The organism is Bacillus sp. TE8-1 (genome assembly GCF_008368855.1).
In the GTDB taxonomy this organism is placed as follows: domain Bacteria; phylum Bacillota; class Bacilli; order Bacillales; family Bacillaceae_G; genus Bacillus_A; species Bacillus_A cereus.
Map to the genome: position 1 here is coordinate 23,260 of NZ_QPET01000020.1, position 24,662 is coordinate 47,921.

Sequence of the window (24,662 nt, forward strand, 5' to 3'; positions counted from 1 at the left end):
TACATAAGAGGCGTTCGATGGAAATACTACATATGAAGAAACCATTATAAAAAGGAGCGATGATTTTGAAGAAAAAAGAAAAGATTCAATCACCGATTTTAGACGAAACGCTCCCGCATCAAATGAATTTTCCATCTTTTAAAGGAACAGGAAAAACGATGCATCAACCTTTTGTGAATCAATATGATGTTGTAATTGGAGACAGTAAATATAATTCCGAGAACAGTCCGCTTAACAATTGGAGTGATGAAGTAGATCCTGCCATTATGGCTGGCGATGAGTGGATCCATCCTACAAATGATATTGGCTGGATTTCAGAAGAAAATCAAGAATTGCTAAAAAACGAAGCGGATAATAAAAATGAAGCTTTTATGCATCCACAATTTGGCATTAACGACTAAAAAACCATTCTACCTAACGTAGGTAGAATGGTTTCATACTATCCAATAATAATCCGCTCTTTCGGGTATTTATAGCGAGGTGGTTGTTCCCTTCCACCACTAGCTAAAATAAATGTTAAAATGCCAACGCGTCCGATAAACATAAGCACAATAAGTACAAGTTTCCCAACAGTTGTTAAATCAGGCGTAACACCTGTTGATAGTCCCGTCGTTCCGAAAGCAGAACAAACTTCAACAATTAAGCTCATAAGCGGTACATTTTCCGTAATAGATAAAATGAATAGCGCAGTAGCACATAACAAAATCCCCATCGTCATAACGACAGATGCTTTCAGTACATCCTCTTCATGTAGCTGACGTTTGAAGACTCTAACTGTTCTACCGCCCCTTGCAAAGGTGTATAGTGACAATATACTAACAGCAAATGTTGTTGTACGTATTCCGCCCCCAACCGAACTTGGAGATGCCCCTATAAACATTAATATACTCATAAATAAAAGCGTCGGTTGTGACAATTCACGTATATCCATCGTAGCAAGTCCACCACTTCGCGTCGTCACAGATTGGAATAATGTATAAAAGACAGTTTCATGCCATGACTTTCCTACTAAAAAATGATTTCTCTCCAGTAAAAAAATCATAATTGTACCAACAACAACGAGTGCAAAAAATGTTGTTGTCGTCAATTTTGTAAATAATGAAAAACGGAATAATTGTTGTCTCCTTTTACTAAGGAATTGTTTCACTTCCATTAGCACAGGGAAACCAATCGCTCCCAAAATAATTAGTAACATATGAATCATTTGAACAATATAATCTTTTTTATACGGAATTAATGATTGTCCTGTTAAATCAAATCCGCCGTTCGTAGTCGCACTAACAGCTGCAAAGAAACCGTGAAAATAAGCTTCTTGCCAAGTCGGAAAGTAAAGTAAAAATCTTGTACCTAATAGGATTGCTCCAATAAGTTCTATTGAAATAATTACAATCAAAATAGAACGCATCAATTCTACAAGACCCGATAAATTCCCTTGATTATGGTCTGCCATAATTAATCTTCTTCTTTGCAAACCAATCTTTTTCCCCGTAATGATCCAAACAAATGTACCAAGCGCCATAATTCCTAAGCCGCCTAATTGTAGAATAAGGGCTAAAACAATAATTCCTGCTGTAGTAAACGTATCTGAGATCGTAATAACAGACAGTCCCGTAACGCTTACCGCACTAACCGATGTAAAAAGCGCATCTATAAATGTCCATTTCACACCAGGCTTCGTAACAAACGGTAAACTAAGCAATATCACCGATACAACTACCGCTAATAAATAAAACAAGACGATGAGTTGTACAGGACGTAATTTTTGTAAAAACTTTTTTATATCTCTCATTCCATCACTTCGCTACCTTTTTTCTATCGATTAAATAAAGAAAAATCTTTACTTTCTTTATTTGTAAATAACTGCTCAAATAATTTAGCAAAGACCATTCCATATACAGTTCCATTACCTCCATACGGCAATGCGTAAAACAAATTATGTATCTTTTCGTCTTCTTTTAAAATGGGGAGACCATCATGAGTACCACCAAATGCGGCTGCCCAATAGTAGTCTGCCTGTATATTTTTATACTGCGGGAACATCTCTTTTACAATATTAATAAGGATATCACGCTTATGCAATAATTTCGTATCACCAATTGTTTGAATTTGCAGCGCTTCATCTAATCCGCCTACAATAATGCGGTTTCGATACGTTCGAAAATATAAGTAGGGCCGTGCCGTTTCCCAAATTAACGATCGCTCATGCCAGCCTTCAAACTGATCTATTTCATTTGTTACAATTGCATAAGAGGTGTCTACTGTTGTATTTTTTCTTTCTTTCTTTCCAAAAAGCGCTTCATAACCTGTCGCCATAATAATATTCTTTGCTACAATTTGATTTCCTGTTTTCGTGTAACAAATTAAATCATTTTTGCGTTTTTTTATATGTATTTCCTCTGTATGTTCATATATATTAGCTCCCATTTGATTTGCTTTATGCAAAAGACTGTGCGCTAATAAATACGGATTCACCTCGGCATCACCGTGTGTATATAATGCCGCTTGTTTTATGAAAGGATAACGTTTCTTAATATCAGCTTCTGTAAAATATTCAACTGGAAATCCATAATTCTGTAACGTATTATATTCCTCTTGTAAAAATGAGACATCCTCACTTTTACTTGCATAATATAAACTATTTCGCGGAATAAAATGGGGATTAATATCAAGAGTCGGTATAACCTCTTCCATTGTTCTTAGCGCTTCATAACAAAGCTTATATGCTCGTACCCCTTTTTCTTTACCCAATGTATGGATAAGAGAGGTTAACGATTTATCATGAAGAAATTGTAGTAAACCTGTATTAGCAGCTGTGCTACCACATGCAATTACTCTTTTTTCAATAAGTGTAACACTCATGCCAATTTTCGCTAACGAATGCGCTATATGAGCACCGGCTTCGCCACTTCCGACTACGAGCACATCACATATCATATCATTTTCTAACAGTGGATAACAAGGTACAGAAACTCCTGTATTCCAAAACAACTTACCCATCATAAGTTTCATAATTATACTCCTAAAATATAAATTTCTCCTTTCTATGTTTTGTTATTTTTCATAAAAAAATCCAACTAACATAGGCTAGTTGGATTTTTTATTTTTAATTAGAACGCTCTTCAAGCCAATTTCCAATCGTCGGATATGTTTGTTTTACAGCTGTTCCACCGTAAACGATAGACATATGCCCTGTCGGTAAACATACATATTGTTTATCTGTGCTAGAAATATGGTCTAGTAATGCTTCTACTTGACATGGCAAAGCGATATGATCACGTTTCCCGGAAATATTTAAGACATTCGCCTTAATATTTGCAAGATCTACCTTTTGTCCGCGAATAACGAGTTCACCCTTAACCAATTTATTATTTTGATAAAAATCACGAATCCACTGTCTGTATGATTCACCTGGGAACGGAATACCATCACCAACCCACTTTTGAACCAATCTCCAGCTTTCGACGAAGCGTTCATTCTCTGAACGATCTACTAGAGCAACATATGGACCAACAAAGTTCGTAATTGGCTTTAACATTTTGTTTCCGAAATCAATCATTTCTGGCGGAATATTTCCAAATGTATCAACCGCTTTATCTAAATTGAAGTATTTCTCATCTAATAAAGGACCATACAATCCTGTTTCAGAGAAATCAAAAGGACTTGTCATGAAAATTAAATTACGAATTGGCATGTGCGGATGAAGCGCTGCATAAATAGAAGTTAGCGTTCCACCCATGCAATAACCAAGTAAAGAAATCTCGTCCGATTTTGCAGTTCGCATTACTTTTTTTACTGCTTTTGCAATATAATCAAACACAAAATCATCAAATTTCAAATGACTATCTTCTAAACCAAATGTGCCCCAATCAAGCATATATACATCAAAACCACGATCCACTAGATATTCCACTAAACTATTTCCAGGAGTTAAATCCATAATATATGGTTTATTAATAAGAGCATATATTAACAGAATTGGAACTCTTTGTGTTTTTTCTTGTTTTGGAATGTAGCGATAAAGCTTCGTCTTATTCTTCGTCCAAATAACCTCTTTCGGCGTTAATCCGACTTGCGGCTCTGGTTCACGTAATAAAATTTCACTCGCCCTTTTCACTCGGCGGTATGCTTTTCGGTACTCTTCTGGGTATAGCTCTAATTGCTTTTCCCATTCTGTTGCGAATGTAGTCATTTTTCTATCTCCTTTTTGGTCGATTTCCTTCTTAAAAAAAAGAAGTGCATTCCTGCTATGGATATGCACTTTTTTCTTACTTCATTACATATATAATCCGCCGTTAATGTTTAATTGTTGACCTGTGATATACGCACCGTCACGGCATAGGTATACTACACCTTTTGCAATTTCATCAGCTTGACCAAAACGTTTTTTCGGGATTTTTGCAACGATTTTTTGACGTACTTCTTCTGGTACTTCTGCTACCATTTCAGTATCAATAAATCCTGGGCAAATAGCATTTACAGTGACATTTGTTTTTGCAAGTTCTAACGCTAATGATTTTGTAAATCCTAACATCCCCGCTTTTGCTGCTGAGTAGTTTGTTTGGCCAAATCCACCTGCTTGACCAATAATAGAAGAAATGCTAATAATTCTTCCTTCTTCTGCTTCCGTTATGTATGGAAGAACCGCACTTGTCGTATTAAATACGCTGCTTAAATTCACGTCAATTACGCGCTCCCAATCTTCACGATTTAACTTTTTGAATGTACGGTCTCTTGTAATACCAGCATTATTAACAAGAATATCAACTTTACCAAAATGATTCACAGCTTCTTCTACAAGTCGGTTTGCATCTTCTACTTTAGAAACATCCGCTTGCACTGCATAAACGTCATGTCCGTCTTTTCCTAATTCATTTACTAAATTTTCAGCTGCTTCTTTACTGCTATTATAGTTAATAACTACTTTCGCTCCCTCTTGTGCTAATGCTACTGTAATTGCTTTTCCAATTCCTTTTGCTCCACCTGTTACGATTGCTACTTTTCCATTTAATTGAACCATTTCTTTTCCCCCTTAAATGAATTTGTGAACGATTGTTATGAATCATTTTGGTACTCATACTATAGAGTCCATATATAATTATGTTTCGCTGTTTATACGTGAAAAGAGACTCTCCCTCTCTCTTTTATCTGTTATAAACAAGCGCTTTTATCATTTTTTATTTTCTGGTTTATTCGCAGGCTTTACCTCTTCTTTTACAGGTACTTGTAGTTTAGCTAGTACTGCATTTTGCTTTTCTAGCAATTCTAAAATTTGATCTACTTTTGTTTCAAGCGTACGAATATCTTGTTTTACTTTCGTTACATCACGCTTTAATGTAGGAGCTTGCCCTAAAGAATCTACTTTCTCCTCTAGAAACTCCTCAATGTTATCTACTTTATTTTCTAAGTTAATAACAAGCGTAGCCACTCTTGCGATATCCTCTTTCGTCGGCACATTTACTTGTTCTAAATAGTTTTTTGTCGTATCATTTAATGCTTTTTGATAAAACAAATTCAAATCTAGAACGCTGCCCATCCAAGCAGAATATTCTTCTGTTTTAATTGTTTCATTGAGCGCTTTTCCCCAAAATGTTTCGGTTTGTTCATAAGCATTTTTCCATGCTTGTAGTGGATCGAATTTTTGATCAATCACTTTACCTACACTCCCTTTTTCGTTTTTGAAACAATTCAACCTATTCACTATTTTCTAATATTCTGAATAAAACTTCAAGTCTATATTTTATTTTTTTCTATTTTCTAACAAATGTGTTGACTTTAAAAACAGATAGGTGTAAATTGCACTTATAAGCAAAAAATTCCATCTAACTGATTCATGAGGTGATGCACAATCATGCTACAAAATGAACCAGAACAACGCGAAAGTTTGGAGAGCAACCAAGCGAAACAACCAAACTCCATGCCAAAAAACTTCTTAGTTCCCTTCTTACTTCTCTGTCTAAAAGACTGGAGTCTTCATGGTTACAAACTTATTCAAATGCTAATGGATATCGGCTTTTCTTCTGTTGACCAAGGTAATGTTTATAGAACACTACGCAAATTAGAAAAAGAAAACCTTATTTCTTCTACTTGGGATACAAGCGATGGAGGGCCGGCAAAAAGAATTTATTCTTTAACTGAATATGGAGAGCAATATTTAACAACATGTGCGACTTCTTTTGAACATTATCAAAATATGTTGCGAACGTTTTTCACGTTATACACCAATGCATTCTTTCCATTTTCTACTTCTCCAGAAAAGGATGAAACGGATTCTTCATCTTCACCTGGTGGTACAGCAGAGTAATCTGCGTTCACAATATGCAAAAAAACATTTGGGGGTCAAACAATGGAAACTAAACCATACGAATTAGTCGATGCATTTTGGAAAAACTGGTCTCAATCACTTTCCCTTTTCTCTTCAGCTGGGAAGCAATTAGAGCAACTTACTTTAGAAACATTAAAACAACAACAAGACGCTTTGCATAAATTAACATCAGGAGTAGATGAACTAGAAAAAGAACTACAACAACTCACTGCTCAGTTCAATAACCAATATACAGATTACGTGAAACAATTAACTGGAAACTCCTTAAATGATCAAATTAACGAGTGGCAGGACAAATGGAAGGAACTTTCTGCTCATATGCATCAGCTTACTGTTTCTCCTACAAAAACATCATTGTCAATTCTTACCCAAACAAGCGGCCAATTTGAAGAAACAACAAAACAATTTATTGAGCAACAACAATTACAACGTGAAGAGGCTCAAAAACAGTTAGAGGGTTTTTTGGAAGAGTTCAAGTCAAAACAGTTGGAACTCGCAAAAAAGTTCGAGGAAAACTCAAAAAATCTATTTACTTCCATCAAGTAAGAAAAATGTGGGAGCTAACCGCAGCACAAACAAAACTCTTTCTTCCTCCTACTACATCAAGATGGCTAACATTTTTCGATATGGAAAAGAAGGAGGACAAAATGAATCCATTTCAAGAAGCACAAACTGTTCCGGAGCTTCGTTATGATGAGATTCAAGTCGGTGATCAAGCATCCCTTACAAAAACAATTACAGATGAAGATGTTATCAATTTTGCAAAATTGACTGGGGATGTGAATCCTATTCACATTTTAGATTCTTTTGCAAAAACGACAATGTTTAAAGAACGTATTGCTCACGGTATGCTCGTTTCGAGTTTTATTTCTACCATCCTTGGAACGAAACTCCCAGGCAAAAATACGATTTATTTATCCCAAAATGTTTCATTCCGTGCCCCTGTCAAAATCGGTGATACACTTCGCGTTGTGGCAGAGGTTATTAAGAAGCGTGATGATAAAAAAATCATTACGCTGCAAACAAACATATATAATCAATCAGATGATATTGTCGTGGAAGGAACAGCGACAATACTAAAAAAAGAGTAGCAAATTTGCTACTCTTTTTTCTATCCAAGAACTTCTAATCGCACCGATTACTTCCGCGTATGAGTACGTCGTTTCCACATAAAATAACGTTACCAGTTTAGATAAGAACTTAGCTGAACTGGACTACTCATAAGGATGTGTATCAACATGGTAAAAACAAACAAATTATTAGTTCCAGGTGCAGAACAAGCACTTGAACAATTTAAATATGAAATTGCACAAGAATTTGGTGTAAGTTTAGGATCTAATACAGCATCTCGTTCTAACGGTTCAGTTGGCGGTGAAGTAACAAAACGTCTTGTTGCTTTAGCTCAACAACAATTACGTGGATAATAATATAACATATGGCTTAGAGGCAGATATTCTCTGCCTCTTTCTATTTTCAACATACATAATGGTGCTTTTTCACATACTAATCAAAGCAAAACGAAAGGAGCGATATGTGAAATGAAACGGATTAATATTAGCATGAGCCCTCCCCGCGTTCTTACTTTGTCTTTTCTTGTATTATCAGTTGTCGGCACATGTTTATTAAAACTACCCATTGCTACGACAACGTCCATTTCATGGCTCGATGCCTTATTTACAACCGTTTCCGCTTGTACTGTTACTGGGCTTGGTGTTGTAGATACTGGAAAAGTATTTACTTTGTTTGGACAATGTGTCATTTTAACGCTTATACAAGTTGGCGGGCTTGGCATTATGAGCTTTGCTGTCTTAATTGCGATTATGCTCGGAAGAAAAATCGGTCTTCAAAATCGGATTTTACTGCAACAAGCATTAAATCAAACGAATATCGGCGGCATCATCCGTCTTGCCAAAGCATTATTTTTATTCTCTTTTACAGTCGAATGTATCGCTACTATAATTCTTTCTTTTGAATGGGTACCAAAATATGGGGTTATGAAAGGGATCTATTATAGTTTTTTCCATTCAATCTCAGCCTTTAACAATGCTGGCTTTTCTGTGTGGAGCGATAATTTAATGTCCCATTCTCATAGCATTCTTGTCAATCTCGTCATTTCCTCTCTCATCATTTTAGGTGGAATTGGTTTTACAGTAATCGTAGACATAAAAAGAAAGAAAAACTTTAAAAACCTTACACTACATTCAAAACTTATGCTCTCTTCTACTCTAATCGTCAACATTATTGCTACCCTTTTTATTTTTATATTCGAGTTCCATAACTCCCTTTCTATGAGAGGTTTTACCCCATTTGAAGAAGGATTAGCCTCTTATTTTCAAGCAATTTCAACGCGAACTGCCGGGTTTAATACAGTTGATATTTCTACATTGTCAAAACCTTCTCTTCTATTAATGATGCTCCTTATGTTTATTGGTGCTGGTAGCGCTTCAACTGGTGGTGGGATTAAGTTAACAACATTTTTAATCATATTTTTTGGCGTATTTAAATTTTTACAACAACAAGAGGATATTGTCGTATTTAAAAAATCCATTAAAGATACTCTCATTGTCAAATCATTAACCATTACTATTATTTCAATTTCATTTATCTTTTTTGCTATTTTAATTTTGAGTATTACTGAGCGAGTTCCTCTATTGATGAGTGCTTTCGAAGTATTTTCAGCATTTGGGACTGTTGGCCTCAGTATGAATTTAACACCCCACTTAACTATAATCGGAAAAGCTATTATTATCTTTATGATGTTTTTCGGGAAAATGGGTCCTTTAACATTGGCTTTTTCATTTGCTCGTAAAAAGAACCTGAAAATAAAATATCCGAATGAAGATATTTTAACAGGTTGACAACCGTATAAATTATCCATATAATGAGAATACAATAACATATCTCCAAAGGGGAGTAGCGTCCAAGAATATTTCTTGGAAACAAAGTCGTCATTACGTAGAACTTAGTTCTTCCGGCTTTGTTGGCATTTTTTATTACATATGTCTAGCAAGACCTTTGCCTATTAACGGCAGAGGTCTTTTTTGCATTCACTTCCAGATTCTTCCAAAGTTAATAGGCAGGAGTATGGGGAAACTAAATAGTGGGGAAATTCTTCACTTATTTAGAACTTATAGAAATGAGAGGAGAATGTACATGGATGTATCATTATTATTGGAGTATGGTTGGGTATTACTCATCCTAATTGCACTTGAAGGGATTTTAGCGGCTGATAACGCTCTTGTTCTTGCAATTATGGTAAAACATTTACCAGAAGAAAAAAGAAAGAAAGCACTATTTTATGGATTAGCGGGGGCATTTGTTTTCCGATTTGGATCGTTATTTATGATTTCGTTCTTAGTCGATGTATGGCAAGTGCAAGCAATCGGTGCCATCTACCTTATGTTTATCGCTGGTAATCACTTATTTAAAACATATGTTAAAAAGAACACAGATGAAGAAACAGAAGAAAAAGAAGCAAAGAAAAAACAAGAGAACTTTTGGTGGACTGTATTTAAAGTTGAGGTTGCTGATATCGCCTTCGCAGTTGATTCAATTTTAGCTGCTGTTGCACTAGCAATGACTTTACCAAAAACAGGATTAGGTACAATTGGTAGTCTTGATACTGGGCAATTCGTTGTTATCTTTGTAGGTGGACTTATCGGATTAATCATTATGCGATTTGCAGCAACTGCTTTCGTACAAATCTTAAAACGTAAACCAGGACTTGAAACCGCAGCATTCTTAATTGTAGGTTGGGTTGGTGTGAAGCTAGCAGTTTATACATTAGCACACCCTGCATTAAATGTAATTCCACATTCATTCCCAGAATCCACTCCGTGGAAGCTTACATTCTGGATTGTATTAGTCGGAATCGCAGTTGGTGGTTGGTTCTTCTCAAAAGAAGTAGAAGTAAAAGTAGAAAAGAATTTAGACGAAAAAGCGCTGTAATTACAGCGCTTTTTCTTTTTCTTTCTTCCTCCCAATGTCCAGAAAAAATTCCATTATACTACCTTTTGTAAACGTTTTCTTAATGTATGTATGTCCTTTTTGTGAAACATTGCACAAACTTATTGAAAGTGAGAACAATTCCATGTACTTTATTCATATAAGGAGTATTTATAGAAGATTTACTAAAGGAGCGTATTACTCATGCTAGAACAAGGACTAGATTATGTTGTCAAACTGGCTAAAAGCAAAAAGAAAATACTAGATACAAACCCAATGCAATATTTCATTCGTGCTGCACTTGCGGGTATTTATATCGGTTTTATTATTGTACTATGTTTTAAATTAGGTAACTTTTTTCACATTGCAGATTCACCAGCAACTTATTTAGCTGCTTCTATGTTTTTCGGGATTGCTCTCGTACTTATTATATATGGCGGTGCTGAATTGTTTACTGGGAACACAATGTACTTTACTGTAGCAACTTTAAGAAAAGAAACAACGATTTCTGATACACTACGTAACTGGGTTGCTTGTTATGCAGGTAACTTAGCCGGCGCGTTATTCTTTGCCTTACTATTTTACGCAACTGGAATTTTTGAAGCAATTGATCACGGTCACTTAATGAGTAAAGTCGTTGAAGGAAAGATGAACACACCTACAATGCAGTTATTCTTTAAAGCCATTTTATGTAACTGGCTCGTATGTCTTGCTTGTTTCTTACCTTCTCAGGTTAAAGGTGACACAGCAAAAATAATAGTCATGATGCTACTTGTTTTCACATTCTTCTTATCTGGTTACGAACATAGTATTGCAAACTTATCACTCTTTGCTTTATCTTTAGTTTCACCGCATCCTGAGACAATTTCTTTTTCAGGTGCTATTCATAACTTAATTCCTGTTACAATCGGTAACATTATTGGCGGATCAGTATTTGTCGGTATGGTATACCACTACTTAACAAAGAAAACACCTGAAGTTCAACAGGAAGAAACTGAAATCGCAGCAGCTCAACAAGAAGAGATTATTCCTTTACAAGCACATATGAAACATTAAAAACTCCAAAGTTTTACTTTGGAGTTTTTAGCTTCCCACGTATTTAACAACAAGGTGAGGATTAATTTCTCCTTCTTCTTTTCCCTTATCCATTCTCTGTTTCATCTTGTGCATACCGATGACATCATTCGTATGAAGGTGAATTTCATTCACATATAATCCCTCTGTACAAAAAGCTTCTACAAAATCTAGTCCATTTTTTGCTCTCCACCCCATATTAAAATCAAGGGAAAGAATATTCACATCATAATTCCGAACCATTTGCAAGGCACATTCTACCGTAGTTGCGGACACATACCCGAACGGGCAACTTCTTTGATCATCCATATATACGTTCATTTTTGACTCCCTCTCTAATTTGAATATGCGGCCAATACATAACACATTGCCCCAAGACTAATAAAAGGACCAAATGGAATTGGCTTTCCTACTTCTATACGTTTTAATACGATACCAATCCCGAAAAAACAAAGACTAAAACAAGATGCTAAAAATAAAACGATAAAAACTCCCTTCACTCCTACTATAAAACCAAGTAACGAAAGTAGTTTTATATCTCCTCCGCCAAGCCCTTCTGGATATATCTTTTGCATGCAATATAACAAAAGGAATATAACACCACTACCAACTATACTATCTGTCCAAGTAACTAATTGTACAAAAATACTTTCGAGAATGAGTAAAACGGCAAACGAAATTAAAATACAATCAGGAATTAACATATATAAGTAATCTGTAACTGAAATAATAAGAAGTAGCGAAAAAAGGGATAAAATGATAATAAGTTCTCGTTCTATTCCAATCATATACACGGTAAGAAGAAATATACTTCCTGTTATACATTCAAATGCTACATATATAATTGGAATTTTCCTCTTACAATTCGTACAACAGCCTCTTTGTATATAAAATGAAATGATGGGGATTAGTTCTTTTGGCCTTAGCACATATTTGCAATAATAACAATGTGAACGCGGGGTAATAATAGACGCACCTAATGGAACCCTCACCGCAACTAACATAAAAAAAGAACCAAACACCATCCCTGCTAACAGTGCATATAAATAAGTGAACATCCCTTCCTCTCCTTTCCAAAAAAACATAGCAAAAAAAGGAGAGAACTTCTACTTCATATTATCCTTTATTCTACTAAAAAAGCAGGCCATTTTCCGGCCTGCTTTCCCCTCTTTTATACGATGAAATATACTGCTTTTAATGGTCCATGTACTCCGACAACAAGATTCATCTCAATGTCAGCCGAGTTACTTGGCCCTGTAATAAAGTTAATACAAGATGCCGCTGTCTCCCCATTTTCTACGCGTGAGTTCATATCCTGAACTGCTTGTGTAATACGAGGCACAAGTGTTTCACGTGGAATAATAGCAAAATATACAGTCGGTAAAAAGTGTAAAGAACGTCCCTGCCCTTTATGACTTTGTACAACAATTGTACCAGATTCGGCTAATGTATAATCACTAAATGCAATACCAATATTCGCTTTTTCAGCTAAACGCATATTTTCGTCTTTTCTCTCTGGATCCCATACGTTTACTTCAACGTCTCGCTTTGGAAGTTCTTCTTTAAATAAAGATGTTAAACCATATGCATCAAAACGATCATCTGCTGATAATAAAATAGGTCCCCCGCCGTTTTCCATGATTACTTTTTGAAGGTCTTCACCTAAACGGTCATTTGTCGTTTCTACTACAGTTGTATGAATGTTTGTACATTGCTTTTTAAACACTTCTAGTAATTCTTCTTGTGAATAATCTTTTAACGTTTCTATATTCACATTACTTTTCCATACTGGACGCTCTACACCTTCTGTTTTACGTGCGCGCCCAAGTTCTTTTGCAATGTTATCTAGAAAGGCATCACGGTTTTGAATTAATCCTGTCATTATTTATCCCCGCCTTTCTTATGATCTTTATACCAATCACGGAATCGTTCTTTACTTGGAGCTGGGAATTCACGAATATCCGTCCAGTTTTTAAGTGGTCCAACACCTTTTGATACACGATTACCAGATGTAAATGGACTCATTGCCGCTGGTGCCATTTTTGAACCCATTTTATATAAAGCAGCTGAAGAAGCACCCATACTAAACATTTTCATCGCTAGTTTTTCTGCAAGTGGTGCACGACCTTCTTGCTCAACGATGACTTGACGATGTTTTAATAATAAATCATGCAATGGAATTTTTACTGGACAAGCTTCTGTACATGCTCCGCATAAACTAGATGCATAAGGAAGCTCTTTGTAATCATCATATCCACCTAGAAGCGGTGTTAATACCGCACCGATTGGTCCTGAGTAAATCGATCCATATGAATGTCCACCAACGTGACGATATACAGGACATACGTTAACACAAGCAGCGCAACGAATACATTGTAATACGGAACGGAATTCAGATCCAAGAATTTGAGAGCGACCATTATCAACAACCACTAAATGGAATTCTTCAGGTCCATCAACTTCCTCTTCTTGAATTGGTCCTGCTACTGTTACATAACTTGTTAATTTTTGACCTACTGCACTACGACATAGTAAACCAACTAAAACATCTAATTCTTCCATTGTCGGAACCATACGTTCCATACCCATTACCGCAATTTGTGTTTTAGGAATTGACATAACAAGATCTGCATTACCTTCATTCGTTACTAAACAAAGAGATCCAGTATTTGCAACAGCAAAGTTACAACCAGTTACACCAATTTCTGCATCCATAAATTTCTCACGAAGTTGTTTACGAACAAACTTTGTCATTTCATATGGGTCATCAGAATTTTCATAGCCTAGCTTTTCTTTAAATACATCGCGAATTTGCGTTCTATTTTTATGAAGTGCAGGTGCAATAATATGTGAAGGTGGATCGTTATCTACTTGCAAGATATACTCTCCTAAGTCACTCTCTAACACTTCACAGCCAATCTCTTCAAGCGCATGGTTCATACTAATTTCTTCTGTTACCATCGACTTTGATTTTACTACTTTTTTCGCTTGTTTCTTTTTGGCAACGTCTTGAATATACTTTGCAGCTTCCTCTTTCGTCTTCGCAAAGTACACGTGTCCGCCTCTTTTTGATACATTTTCACTTAACTGCATTAAGTAATAATCCAGATTTTCTAACGTATGTTGACGAATTTGTTCACCTAGTTCACGCCACTCTTCCCAGTTTCCTAATTCATCTGCAGCTTTTAAGCGATTCGTATATAAACGCGTTTGTGCAGAAGATACTGCTCCGCGCATAAACGAATCTTGAATTCCATCACCAACGCGATCATTAAATTTTTTCTCACTGATTTTCATAGACATAGCTTATGTTCCCCCTTCATGAGCGACTATTCAGTACCTCAGCAATATGCATTACTTTTACTTCTTTTCCTAAACGCTCAATACGTCCGCCAATGTTTAACAAACACCCACAATCTGCACCGATTAAATAATCTGCACCTGTTTCCATGACACTATCTACTTTTTCGTCTACCATTTGCTCAGAAATTGGAGTCATCTTAACTGAAAACGTTCCCCCAAACCCGCAACAATTTTGCACGTTTGGCAAATCTCTCACAGTTAATCCTTTTACATTTGATAATAAAATTCCTGGTGCTTCTTTTACTCCAAGCATACGCGTCATATGACATGATTTATGAATAGTAGCTATCCCTGGTAAACTTGCACCAACATCTGTAACTTTTAAAACATCTACAATAAACTGTGTAAATTCATAAGTTTTATCAGCAACTTTTTGTGCACGTTTAGCCCACTTTGGATCATCTTTGAAAACATGCGGATACTCATGAAACATTGTCGCACAAGAACCAGATGGCGTAACAATATATTCTGCATCTTCGAAAGTTTCAATCATATGTTTCATCGCTTCTTTTGCTGCTTCTACATGGCCGCTATTATAAGCAGGCTGACCACAACAAACTTGTGCTTCTGGAAATTCAATTTCACAACCTAAACGCTCCAACACTTCAACTGTTGCTTTGCCGACATTTGTTTCAAACATATCGACTAAACAAGTAACAAATAAAGTAACTTTCATAACTATTACTCCCCCTTTTTACAACTTCACCAACAAACATATGGTCATCAGATGACTTAGTAGAGAAGAAATAGGCTCAACCATGGCCTATCCTCTCCCTCTTCTAAAGAAAACGCTTACTTAATCTTTCTCTATTTTATCAGAAAATTAAATTTTTAAAAGATTAAATTACGAATTTATATCGTTTTTACCTGTGACAATATGTTCTACATTTGTTAAATGATCTAGCATTGCTTGCTGCGCTAATTCTACATCTTGTTTTAACACCGCATCATATATAACTTGATGCTCTTCTATAAGTCGTTCTGATGTCGTTTGTTCACCATATAAAATAATGCGTCTTGATTCACCAATTGTTTCAGCAATCATCTCTGAAACATGATTCATGAGTTCAAGCAAAATGTTATTATGCGAAGACTCTGCAATTCCCATATGAAATTGAAAATCGGCTTTTTCGCCAGCCTTTTCATCTCCAATGCTCTTTGCCATTTCATCTAACCAATGTTTCATATTTTGTAAATTATCTTCCGTACGTTTTGCCGCCGCTACTCGAACTGCCCCCACTTCAAGCACCTTTCGTACTTCTAATAAATTCAAAATATCTTCTTTCTTCATTAATAATCTATTGTTTAATGATTTCGTTAATGAAGAAGAATCGAAGTTCTTCACATATGTACCTTCTCCTTGTTTCATCTCAATTAAGCCCATCGCTCTTAGCGCACTTAGCGCTTCACGAACAGCAGATCTGCCAACTTGAAACTGCTCAGCTAATTGATGCACAGGGAGTAGTTTGTCACCAGGTTTTAACGTACCATTTTTAATCATTGTTAAAATAGCTTCAGATACTTCTTCGTAAATTTTTTTCGGTTTAATAGATTTGTACTCCAGTTAAATCACCTCAGTATCTTCCAAACAACAATTGAAACGATTTATAAGAACTTTGCATCATAACTATTTTAGACCGAATTGATAAGAAGTACAAATGTTTTGTTCATAAAATAGTCAAATTTTCGATATTTATTACATATTAATTTATATTTTTACGTATAAAGTGAAACTTTAATCAGTGGGGGTTTTGTTCATCGCCCACTGATTATTAGCCCTCACGAATCGGACTTTTACGGGCAGCAGGGCCTCCACCTAACTTCTTTGCTTCCGTTGAATTTTGAGGTGAGGGTCTTACTGCCCGGCGAATATCGGGATAAATATTTTCTTCAATATAAAGAACATGTCCTAAAAATTAGAACATGCTCCCCTCATCCTGTACATTCAGTTTAATAATAACCGTTGTTCCCTTATCTTTTTCACTTTCAATTTTCCACTGTCCACCATGTATATGAACAATTTGTTTCACAATAGCAAGGCCTAAACCTGTTCCACCATGTTGACGACTTCTCGCTTTATCAACTCGGTAAAAGCGTTCTCCAAGATTCTCCAAATGTTCTATATCAATACCAATTCCTGTATCTTTTATTTTTAATTCACAGTAATCATCGATTTGCTCTAAAGTTATAACGATATTTCCTTTTTGATTTGTATACCGTATCGCATTATCTAACACATTATGAAGCACTTGTTGCATACGATCTTCATCAATCATGACAATGACCTCTGGATTTAAATTAGTTGAAATATGAATTTCCTTTTCTATAAACTTAATCTCATACGTATCTAATACGTCTTCAATCAGCTGTGAAAAAACGATAGGTTGCTTCTTTAACGGAAAGTGCTCACCTTCTAATTGTGCTAAGTCTAACAAGTCATGAACGAGACGCTGCATACGACCTGCTTCTTTATGAATTAGCTGCGTTACTTTTTCCTGTTGCGGTCCCTTTGCAACACCATCTAAAATAGCCTCGCTATACCCTTTTATATAACTAAGTGGTGTTCTAAGTTCATGCGAAACATTTGCTAAAAATTCCTTACGCTTTACATCTTCTGTTTCTAATGAATTTGCCATTTTATTAAATGCTTTTCCTAATCGTCCAATTTCATCCTCTGAAGAAACTGTAATCCGCTCCGAAAAATCTCCCGTAGCCAAATGATTTGCAACCCGCTCCATTTGCGAAAGTGGCTTCGTAATTGCAATTATAATTTTCCTTCCAACCCATATCGTAATTAAAATCATAGCAATTGCTAACGGTGCTAAAATAAGACCCATATCATAGATTAAATCTTTTATACTTTTTAAAGGAATATACGAATAGACAATTCCGACTAATTTTTTATTTTCCAATACAGGGATGACAACCCCCATAATATTACGGTCAAAATGTTCTTCATATCCTATTTTTGTCACAGTTTTCCCGTCTAATAGCGTTTGCCTATCTCCTTCACTTATAAGAGAATGATGATGCACATCAAAAGGCAAACATGCGCTTAAATCACGCGGATTAGACACGAAAATAACGTCTGAACTAGATATTTGATCAAACGATCTTACTTTCTCTTCAAAAGTTGATATTCCTTCACTCTTATCATATTGAGCAGCAAGACTTTTTCCTTCCATTACTAACGAAGCTTTTAAATTATCAACGTATAATTTTTCATACGAGTATAAAGATACGAAATAAAGAAAGGACACTGTTACACATACTGCACATACTACTGTAAGCCAAAGTTTTTGTACCATCGTAAACATACGTTACACCTCAAATTTATAGCCTACACCCCAAACAGTTTGAATGTAGTTTCCACTTTCTCCAAGCTTCAAGCGCATCGTTTTCACATGCGTATCTACCGTTCTTGTACTTCCGGCATAATCATATCCCCATACCTTTTCAAGTAATTGCTCCCGGCTAAATACTTGTCCTGTATGTTGGCAAAGAAAATATAATAAATCAAACTCTTTTACAGTAAGAGAAATCGACTCACCATCCGCCTCTATTCGTCTACTTTTTTCATTGATAAGAATTGGTCCAAATTGAATCTCTTCTTGCTGTTCTTGCTTTGTATATCTTCTTAGCACAGCTTCCATACGGGCAACCAATTCACCAGGACTAAACGGTTTTACAATATAGTCATCTGCTCCCATACGTAAGCCGTTCACCCTATTCCACTCTTCACCTTTTGCCGTTAAAAATATAATCGGCACATCTGACGTTTTTCTAATTTCTTTACAAACTGAAAGTCCATCCATTTCTGGCATCATTATATCTAATACAACGAAATCATAATGATCCGTTTCTAGTTTTTTAAGAGCCTCTTTTCCATTCTCAGCTTCTCCCCACTCATATCCAAAGTTATCCAAATACATTCCAACAAGCTGTCTCATATCACTTTCATCATCTACAACTAGCACTCTATATTTATTCATTGTCCTTCCCTTCCCTCTCTATGAGTTGAAACGGTCCTTTTCCGACTTTAATTGTTTGTTTTATTTTCAAATTCTTCATATCTATAACGCACACTTCATCACTATCATAACTGGCTACATACCCTTCTGCTCCGCTCTCAAAAAATGCAAATGGATTCGACCCTACTTCTACAGAAGCTATTTCTTTATATGTTCTAATATCAAACTTTCTAAGTGTATTCGACCCATGACTGAGTGCATATACGTACTTACTATCCCTCGTTATATTCACAGGCATAAATGGAGCGTGTAAAGAACGCACCATTTCTCCACTCTGTAAAGAATACACTAACACTTTCTCATTTACTTGATTTCCATCACCATGTCCGCCAATCCATATTTCTTTCCCATCAGGACTAATCGTCGCTCCTGTTGATGCTGGCGGAATCATAAAGGATTGAATAACTTCTTTTTTCTTCGTATCAATTGTCGTTAGTTTCGTATCATAAAAGTTTAGTACAGATAACCGATTCTGATACTCTACCATCGTTATAGGCCCTTTTCCTGTTGAAACATTTCCTGTCTCTTTCCCATTTATCGTAAAGAACCTTACCTTTTGAACATTTTGATCAGCAGCAAATAATTGTTTTTTATCTGCTGATACGACCACATTTACAATGCCCTTTCCAGTTTTATATTTTCCCACTTGCCTTCCTTCCGCTAGTGAATATACATACATATATTCTAATTGCTTACCGTATACAAGTATTTCATCGCCATTTGGAAGCAGTGTGATTCCGGCCATTGGCTCATTTAGTTCCCATGTCGTAATTAACTTTTTATCTTTTTTATCAATAAAACTAATGCTGCCTTCTTTTATATTCGTAGTTATAATAACATTTTTATCTTTAGCAATTGGTGTATATGAACTTCCTTGACACCCTACTAGTAGAAATAAAAAACAGAGAAGAAAAACATACTTTCTCAAAAGATTCCCTCCATCTTCGGATGATTTCGTTATAATTGTAAAATAACAAATAAATGTGTGGAAAGTGTGAAATTTCCCTTTCTTACTCAATTTACATATATAATGTACAACAAATAGAATTTGAGGTGTGTCAATTATGCTATTTCCTGATTTAGCGAATAAAATTGTACGAGAAGTACGCAGACTAATTACAGAAAATATTATTATCATTAATATAGAAGGCGTTATTATCGCAAGTACAGATACAGAAAGAATTGGTCAATTTCATGAAGGTGCACTCCGCTGTGCCAAACAAAAGAAAACCGTCATCATTACAAAAGAAGATGAAAGGCGATTGCAAGGTGTAAAGGCTGGGATGAATCTTCCTTTATTATTTCATGATGAAGTAATTGGTGTCATTGGAATTACAGGAGAACCTGAAAATATTTCACGCTACGGAGAAATATTGCGTAAGATGACCGAATTATTAATTCATGAAAACTACTTTTTAGAGCAACTAGAACTTGAGCACCGTTCTTATGAAGCTTTTGTCTTTGATTGGCTTCAAAATACAGAGTGGTCTCCAAGTTTTCTTGATCGCGCCAAAACACTTGGCATTGATTTATATAAGAAAAAACAACTTATTTTGTTTTCTATTGGCAAAAATGACACGATGCTCCAGCGTAAAATATGGCAACACATACGTAATATTTTAACAAAAGAGCATCTATTTGTTCGCTGGGGAAATGATCGTTTTATTTTATTTACAGCGATGAGCTCCAAAGAACAAACTTATCAATTTTTAAAACGGTTAAAACAAGACTGCGAAACTTTATTTTCTATTCCTTTATATATAGGGATTGGACAAACAGTTACCCCAAACAATATGAGCATATGTTACGAACAAGCATTACGCGCCCTTTCTGTATCATTGGAGACGAAAAAAATTGTATTTAATGAAGATTTACGTTTAGAAATGTGTTTACAAGATATTTCTGTCGAAACGCGTGAACAATTTCTAGAGCGTACCATCGAAAACTTATTATCATTTCCTGAGCTTATGCAAACTTTACGCTTATTTATCGATTATAACCAATCTTATAAACAGACGGCTAAACAATTACATATACACATTAACACATTACATTACAGGCTAAAAAAGATTGAAGAACATACAGGACTTGATCCAAAACAATTCAAAGACTTAAACGTTTTGTACTTCGCACTTCTCCTATTAGATAATTATACAAAAAAGAATGATAAAACAGATTAATCTTTAGATGATTATACATAGAAAGAATCCCTCGACTTTTTTATCATTATAATGAAAGCACTGTTACCACGTTGTTTATTATAACTAAACACGTTAACAGTTTGAGGGGGATTTCCAATGTTAGACAAACAAATTATTCATTCATTCGTATCTATTGTTGGCGAAGATAATGTAGATACATCCAATATGGGGCGTTTAACTTATAGTTATGATGCCACTCCAAACTTCCAAGCAATGCCTGATGCAGTCATTGCTCCTCGTAATACAAATGAAGTAGCTGAAGTGTTAAAAGTATGTAACACTCACAAAATCCCTGTGTATGTGCGCGGGTCTGGAACAAATCTTTGCGCAGGAACATGTCCACTTGAAGGCGGTATCGTCCTTATTTTCCGCCATATGAACAATATTTTAGAAATTGATGAAGAAAACTTAACAATTACTGTACAAGCTGGTGTCATTACACTTGATATTATTAAAGCGGTAGAAGAAAAAGGTTTATTTTATCCACCAGATCCAAGCTCGATGAAAATTTCTACAATCGGCGGTAATATTAATGAAAACTCAGGTGGATTACGCGGTTTGAAATATGGCGTAACACGTGATTATGTAATGGGGCTTGAACTTGTCTTACCAAATGGCGATATTATTCGCACTGGTGGTAAATTAGCAAAAGATGTAGCTGGTTACGATTTAACTCGTTTATTTATCGGTTCTGAAGGAACACTTGGCGTGGTAACAGAAGCTATATTAAAACTTGTTCCTATGCCTGAAACAAAGAAAACAATGCTTGCACTATATGAAGATATTAATGAAGCTGCACGTGCTGTTTCTTCTATTATTGCAAATAAAATCATTCCAGCAACACTGGAGTTTTTAGACCAACCGACAATTGAAGTAGTAGAAGCGTTTGCACAAATCGGTTTACCTACAGATGTAAAAGCAATTTTATTAATCGAACAAGACGGTCCGCCCGAAGTAGTCAATCGAGATATTGAAAAAATGGCTAACGTTTGTCACTCTATGAATGCGGTTGATGTTCGCGTTGCAAAAGGTGAAACAGAAGCAGATGCGCTTCGTACCGCTCGCCGTAGTGCTCTATCAGCGCTCGCACGATTAAAACCTACTACAATATTAGAAGATGCGACTGTACCACGTTCACAAATCGCTCCGATGGTTGAAGCTATTAATGCCATTGCAAAAAAATATAATATTCCTATTTGTACGTTTGGACATGCTGGTGATGGTAATTTACATCCAACTTGTATGACAGACGCTCGTAATGCAGAAGAGATGCACCGAGCTGAGCAAGCTTTTGCTGAAATATTTGCGAAAGCAATTGAACTTGGTGGTACAATTACTGGTGAACATGGTGTTGGTGCAATGAAAGCTCCATATTTAGAAATGAAATTAGGTAAAGAAGGTATTGCAGCTATGCAAGGAATAAAGCAAGCTTTCGATCCAAATAACATTATGAATCCTGGAAAAATGTTCGCGAAAGACACTCGAAAAAGAGTGGTGGTTGAGCGATGACCACATTAAATAAAGAAAATATTCAAAAAGAATTTAAAGAACGATTAAGTGAAGATGAATTACTAAACTGTATGCGATGCGGTTTTTGTTTACCTACTTGTCCTACCTACATTCAATCCGGATATAAAGAGTCACATTCACCGCGCGGACGTATTGCATTAATGAAAGCAGTCGTTGATGGTTTAATCGAACCAGATGAAGATGTTGAAAATACATTAAACGTTTGTCTTGGTTGCCGTGCTTGTGAGCCTGTTTGTCCATCTGGTGTAAATTATGGACATTTATTAGAAGAAGCTCGTGATATTATTAATCAAAATAAAAAATTCTCAGTGCCAGTGAAAGCTGTTCGAAAAGTCGTTTTTGAAGGATTATTCCCCCATCAAAATCGAATGAGAACATTAACTGGACTAATCGGATTTTATCAACGTTCTGGTTTACAAACGCTAACACATAAAACAGGGATTATGAAGTTATTCCCTGAAACCCTTGCAACGATGGATCTCGTTTTACCAAAAGTCCCTAAAATGAAAGCGATGAAAGATCGTCCTTCATTTTTACCTGCAGAAAGTACAAAGAAAAAACAAGTTGCATTCTTTACAGGCTGCTTAATGGATACGATGTTTTTAGAAACAAATAATGCAACGATGAAACTTCTTCAATTAGCTGGTTGTGATATCGTTATTCCGAAAACACAAAGTTGCTGCGGTGCATTGCATGGACATGCTGGTGAAAAGAGTGGAGCAAAAGAATTAGCAAAGCGAAATATAAAAGCATTCGAAAATTTAAACATCGACTATATTATTACGAATGCAGGTGGTTGCGGGGCTTATCTTGTAGACTATGATTATCTTTTAAAGGATGATCCGGATTGGGCTGAACGTGCTAAGCAGTTTGTTTCTAAAATTAAAGATATTACTGCTATACTAGTAGAACTAGACTTCCATAAGCGAACTGACTTACGACTCACGCCGCAGGTTATTACGTATCAAGACTCTTGTCATTTACGCAATGTTATGCGCACATCTTCTGAACCTCGTATGTTACTAGAGGCTATCCAAGGTGCAACATATCGAGAAATGAAAGATGCCGACCGCTGCTGTGGCTCTGCTGGTATTTACAATATTGTTCATTCAGAGTTATCAATGGAATTTCTAGATTACAAAATGGACCGTGTGCATGAAACAGAAGCAGCAACCATTGTTACTGCAAATCCAGGTTGTTTATTACAAATGAAATTGGGCATTGAGCGAGAAGGGCTTTCTCATAAAATGAGAGGAATTCACATTGTGGATTTATTATTAGAAGCAATTGAAACTAACTCGTAACAACTCGTAACATACGTAATAATAGGAAAACGGCTATCTCCTTCGTCTATGTAAAGAGATAGCCGCTTTTTTGTCTGCTACAACATTAAAAATATGTTACTTTATTATAAAAAAGAACAACAGAAACATTACAGTTTTGTAAAAATCAATCCATTATATTCCTCGAAAAATCGTTCAAACCATTGATACAATAGGATTCTTCATTTTCTATTTAGGTAACTTTATCCAAAAATCCCCTCTTAAAACCAAGTATAAAAACACTATAAATTCCTTTTATACTCTATATTTCTCTTATTTTTACCCCCTTCTTCTCTTAGGATAAATTAGGTAATTTTAAAGTCTATGAATTTTTTTCCATCTTTTTTCTCGCAAATTGTATGCTACGATGAATTTGTCAGTCAGACAGGCTGTCAAAAACAAATCGTGTGAAAACAAATTAAAACTTTATATAGGGGGACACACATCATGAAAAAGCGTGTTTTATTATCTGTAGCTGCTGCAACAGCTCTTACTTTAGGAGTATCTTCTCTAGATGCACAAGCTGCAACAGTACAACCATCTAACGTAAAGGTTCAAAATATTCAGCATTCAAAAGTAATGATGAAACAAATGAGCCAACAAGAATTACAAGCATTCTTACAATCTATGGGAGTTGAATCATTAGCACAATGGCAACAAGGAAACTTCCAACCAAACTGCTTCATTCCTGGTCAACAACCTACTGAAAATGTTGTAACTGAGCAACCAACAGCTAAGCCAGAAACTCAAAAGCCAGTTGAGCAAAAACCTGCCGAGCAAAAGCCTGCTGAAGAAGTTCAAAAACCAGAAGCTCAAAAGCCTGCTGAAAACAACAATACTCAAAAACCAGCTGAGCAAAAGCCTGCTGAAGAAG

Annotated in this window: 25 protein-coding genes, 1 pseudogene and 1 riboswitch; of the genes and pseudogenes, 12 read left to right on the top strand and 14 right to left on the bottom strand. The window is 35.7% G+C overall.

Features of this window, described 5'->3' with window-relative positions; translation table 11 throughout:
* Positions 1–65 precede the first annotated feature (65 nt).
* Positions 66–401, top strand: a complete 336-nt coding sequence (locus DN404_RS18820) for a DUF3905 domain-containing protein (RefSeq protein ID WP_149215332.1) — start codon at positions 66–68, stop codon at positions 399–401.
* Between the two features lie 38 nt (positions 402–439).
* Here DN404_RS18820 and DN404_RS18825 read toward each other — a convergent pair whose 3' ends face one another.
* The 5 genes from DN404_RS18825 to phaR form a co-directional block, all read right to left on the bottom strand.
* A complete protein-coding gene (locus DN404_RS18825; RefSeq protein ID WP_001204707.1) occupies positions 440–1,789 on the bottom strand; it encodes a TrkH family potassium uptake protein in 1,350 nt (449 codons plus the stop codon).
* Between the two features lie 23 nt (positions 1,790–1,812).
* Complete coding sequence (locus DN404_RS18830; protein WP_006917741.1) at positions 1,813–3,009, bottom strand: NAD(P)/FAD-dependent oxidoreductase; 1,197 nt, start codon at positions 3,007–3,009, stop codon at positions 1,813–1,815.
* A gap of 94 nt (positions 3,010–3,103) precedes the next feature.
* Positions 3,104–4,189, bottom strand: a complete 1,086-nt coding sequence (gene phaC, locus DN404_RS18835; RefSeq protein WP_000206336.1) for a class III poly(R)-hydroxyalkanoic acid synthase subunit PhaC — start codon at positions 4,187–4,189, stop codon at positions 3,104–3,106.
* A gap of 84 nt (positions 4,190–4,273) precedes the next feature.
* Positions 4,274–5,017 (bottom strand): acetoacetyl-CoA reductase, encoded by a 744-nt coding sequence (locus DN404_RS18840; protein ID WP_000250407.1) that lies wholly within the window; start codon positions 5,015–5,017, stop codon positions 4,274–4,276.
* Between the two features lie 150 nt (positions 5,018–5,167).
* A complete protein-coding gene (phaR, locus tag DN404_RS18845) occupies positions 5,168–5,650 on the bottom strand; it encodes a polyhydroxyalkanoic acid synthase subunit PhaR (RefSeq protein ID WP_000566942.1) in 483 nt (160 codons plus the stop codon).
* A gap of 198 nt (positions 5,651–5,848) precedes the next feature.
* On the opposite strand from phaR, the gene phaQ reads away from it, so the two are divergent.
* From phaQ to DN404_RS18880, 7 genes are all read left to right on the top strand, one after another.
* Positions 5,849–6,301, top strand: coding sequence for a poly-beta-hydroxybutyrate-responsive repressor (phaQ, locus tag DN404_RS18850; protein WP_000939956.1), 453 nt, complete (start codon positions 5,849–5,851; stop codon positions 6,299–6,301).
* A 42-nt stretch (positions 6,302–6,343) separates the two neighbouring features.
* Complete coding sequence (phaP, locus tag DN404_RS18855; RefSeq protein WP_000448594.1) at positions 6,344–6,868, top strand: polyhydroxyalkanoic acid inclusion protein PhaP; 525 nt, start codon at positions 6,344–6,346, stop codon at positions 6,866–6,868.
* Positions 6,869–6,969: 101 nt separating this feature from the next.
* Complete coding sequence (locus DN404_RS18860; RefSeq protein ID WP_001067916.1) at positions 6,970–7,413, top strand: MaoC family dehydratase; 444 nt, start codon at positions 6,970–6,972, stop codon at positions 7,411–7,413.
* A 147-nt stretch (positions 7,414–7,560) separates the two neighbouring features.
* Positions 7,561–7,746 (top strand): alpha/beta-type small acid-soluble spore protein, encoded by a 186-nt coding sequence (locus tag DN404_RS18865; RefSeq protein ID WP_000241212.1) that lies wholly within the window; start codon positions 7,561–7,563, stop codon positions 7,744–7,746.
* 114 nt (positions 7,747–7,860) lie between these two features.
* Complete coding sequence (locus DN404_RS18870) at positions 7,861–9,180, top strand: TrkH family potassium uptake protein (RefSeq protein ID WP_000822361.1); 1,320 nt, start codon at positions 7,861–7,863, stop codon at positions 9,178–9,180.
* Positions 9,181–9,218: 38 nt separating this feature from the next.
* Positions 9,219–9,385, top strand: a riboswitch (yybP-ykoY riboswitch).
* 90 nt (positions 9,386–9,475) lie between these two features.
* Positions 9,476–10,270 (top strand): TerC family protein, encoded by a 795-nt coding sequence (locus DN404_RS18875; RefSeq protein ID WP_000383326.1) that lies wholly within the window; start codon positions 9,476–9,478, stop codon positions 10,268–10,270.
* 201 nt (positions 10,271–10,471) lie between these two features.
* Positions 10,472–11,323 carry a formate/nitrite transporter family protein gene (locus DN404_RS18880; RefSeq protein WP_000893026.1) on the top strand — a complete coding sequence of 284 codons (852 nt, stop codon included), beginning with the start codon at positions 10,472–10,474 and terminating at the stop codon, positions 11,321–11,323.
* Positions 11,324–11,350: 27 nt separating this feature from the next.
* On the opposite strand, the gene DN404_RS18885 is transcribed toward DN404_RS18880, so the two are convergent.
* From DN404_RS18885 to DN404_RS18925, 9 genes are all read right to left on the bottom strand, one after another.
* Positions 11,351–11,662 carry a cyclic-phosphate processing receiver domain-containing protein gene (locus DN404_RS18885; protein ID WP_001103771.1) on the bottom strand — a complete coding sequence of 104 codons (312 nt, stop codon included), beginning with the start codon at positions 11,660–11,662 and terminating at the stop codon, positions 11,351–11,353.
* Positions 11,663–11,676: 14 nt separating this feature from the next.
* Complete coding sequence (locus tag DN404_RS18890; protein ID WP_000495725.1) at positions 11,677–12,399, bottom strand: prepilin peptidase; 723 nt, start codon at positions 12,397–12,399, stop codon at positions 11,677–11,679.
* Between the two features lie 113 nt (positions 12,400–12,512).
* Positions 12,513–13,223 (bottom strand): LutC/YkgG family protein, encoded by a 711-nt coding sequence (locus DN404_RS18895; protein WP_000147187.1) that lies wholly within the window; start codon positions 13,221–13,223, stop codon positions 12,513–12,515.
* Positions 13,223–14,644, bottom strand: a complete 1,422-nt coding sequence (locus DN404_RS18900; protein WP_000061930.1) for a LutB/LldF family L-lactate oxidation iron-sulfur protein — start codon at positions 14,642–14,644, stop codon at positions 13,223–13,225. The genes DN404_RS18895 and DN404_RS18900 overlap by 1 nt, the downstream gene beginning before the upstream one ends.
* Before the next feature lie 16 nt (positions 14,645–14,660).
* Positions 14,661–15,380, bottom strand: coding sequence for a (Fe-S)-binding protein (locus tag DN404_RS18905; protein ID WP_000869148.1), 720 nt, complete (start codon positions 15,378–15,380; stop codon positions 14,661–14,663).
* Between the two features lie 168 nt (positions 15,381–15,548).
* The gene (locus DN404_RS18910) at positions 15,549–16,238 is read right to left on the bottom strand and encodes a FadR/GntR family transcriptional regulator (protein WP_254904515.1); all 690 of its coding nucleotides are present in this window, start codon (positions 16,236–16,238) and stop codon (positions 15,549–15,551) included.
* Positions 16,239–16,620: 382 nt separating this feature from the next.
* Complete coding sequence (locus tag DN404_RS18915) at positions 16,621–18,021, bottom strand: sensor histidine kinase (protein ID WP_044306956.1); 1,401 nt, start codon at positions 18,019–18,021, stop codon at positions 16,621–16,623.
* Positions 18,022–18,024: 3 nt separating this feature from the next.
* Positions 18,025–18,696: a response regulator transcription factor gene (locus DN404_RS18920; RefSeq protein ID WP_001046397.1), complete on the bottom strand. Its 672-nt coding sequence runs from the start codon at positions 18,694–18,696 to the stop codon at positions 18,025–18,027.
* The gene (locus tag DN404_RS18925; protein ID WP_001234152.1) at positions 18,689–19,663 is read right to left on the bottom strand and encodes a YncE family protein; all 975 of its coding nucleotides are present in this window, start codon (positions 19,661–19,663) and stop codon (positions 18,689–18,691) included. The genes DN404_RS18920 and DN404_RS18925 overlap by 8 nt, the downstream gene beginning before the upstream one ends.
* A 127-nt stretch (positions 19,664–19,790) precedes the next feature.
* Between DN404_RS18925 and DN404_RS18930 the strand changes: the two genes are divergently transcribed.
* From DN404_RS18930 to DN404_RS18945, 4 genes and pseudogenes are all read left to right on the top strand, one after another.
* On the top strand, positions 19,791–20,915 hold the full coding sequence (locus tag DN404_RS18930; RefSeq protein WP_116344942.1) for a CdaR family transcriptional regulator: 1,125 nt from the start codon (positions 19,791–19,793) through the stop codon (positions 20,913–20,915).
* A 117-nt stretch (positions 20,916–21,032) separates the two neighbouring features.
* Complete coding sequence (glcD, locus tag DN404_RS18935; RefSeq protein ID WP_061113680.1) at positions 21,033–22,445, top strand: glycolate oxidase subunit GlcD; 1,413 nt, start codon at positions 21,033–21,035, stop codon at positions 22,443–22,445.
* A complete protein-coding gene (locus tag DN404_RS18940) occupies positions 22,442–23,770 on the top strand; it encodes a (Fe-S)-binding protein (RefSeq protein ID WP_006917711.1) in 1,329 nt (442 codons plus the stop codon). The genes glcD and DN404_RS18940 overlap by 4 nt, the downstream gene beginning before the upstream one ends.
* 465 nt (positions 23,771–24,235) lie before the next feature.
* Positions 24,236–24,662 (top strand): annotated as a pseudogene (locus tag DN404_RS18945) (CAP domain-containing protein); the annotation flags it as partial.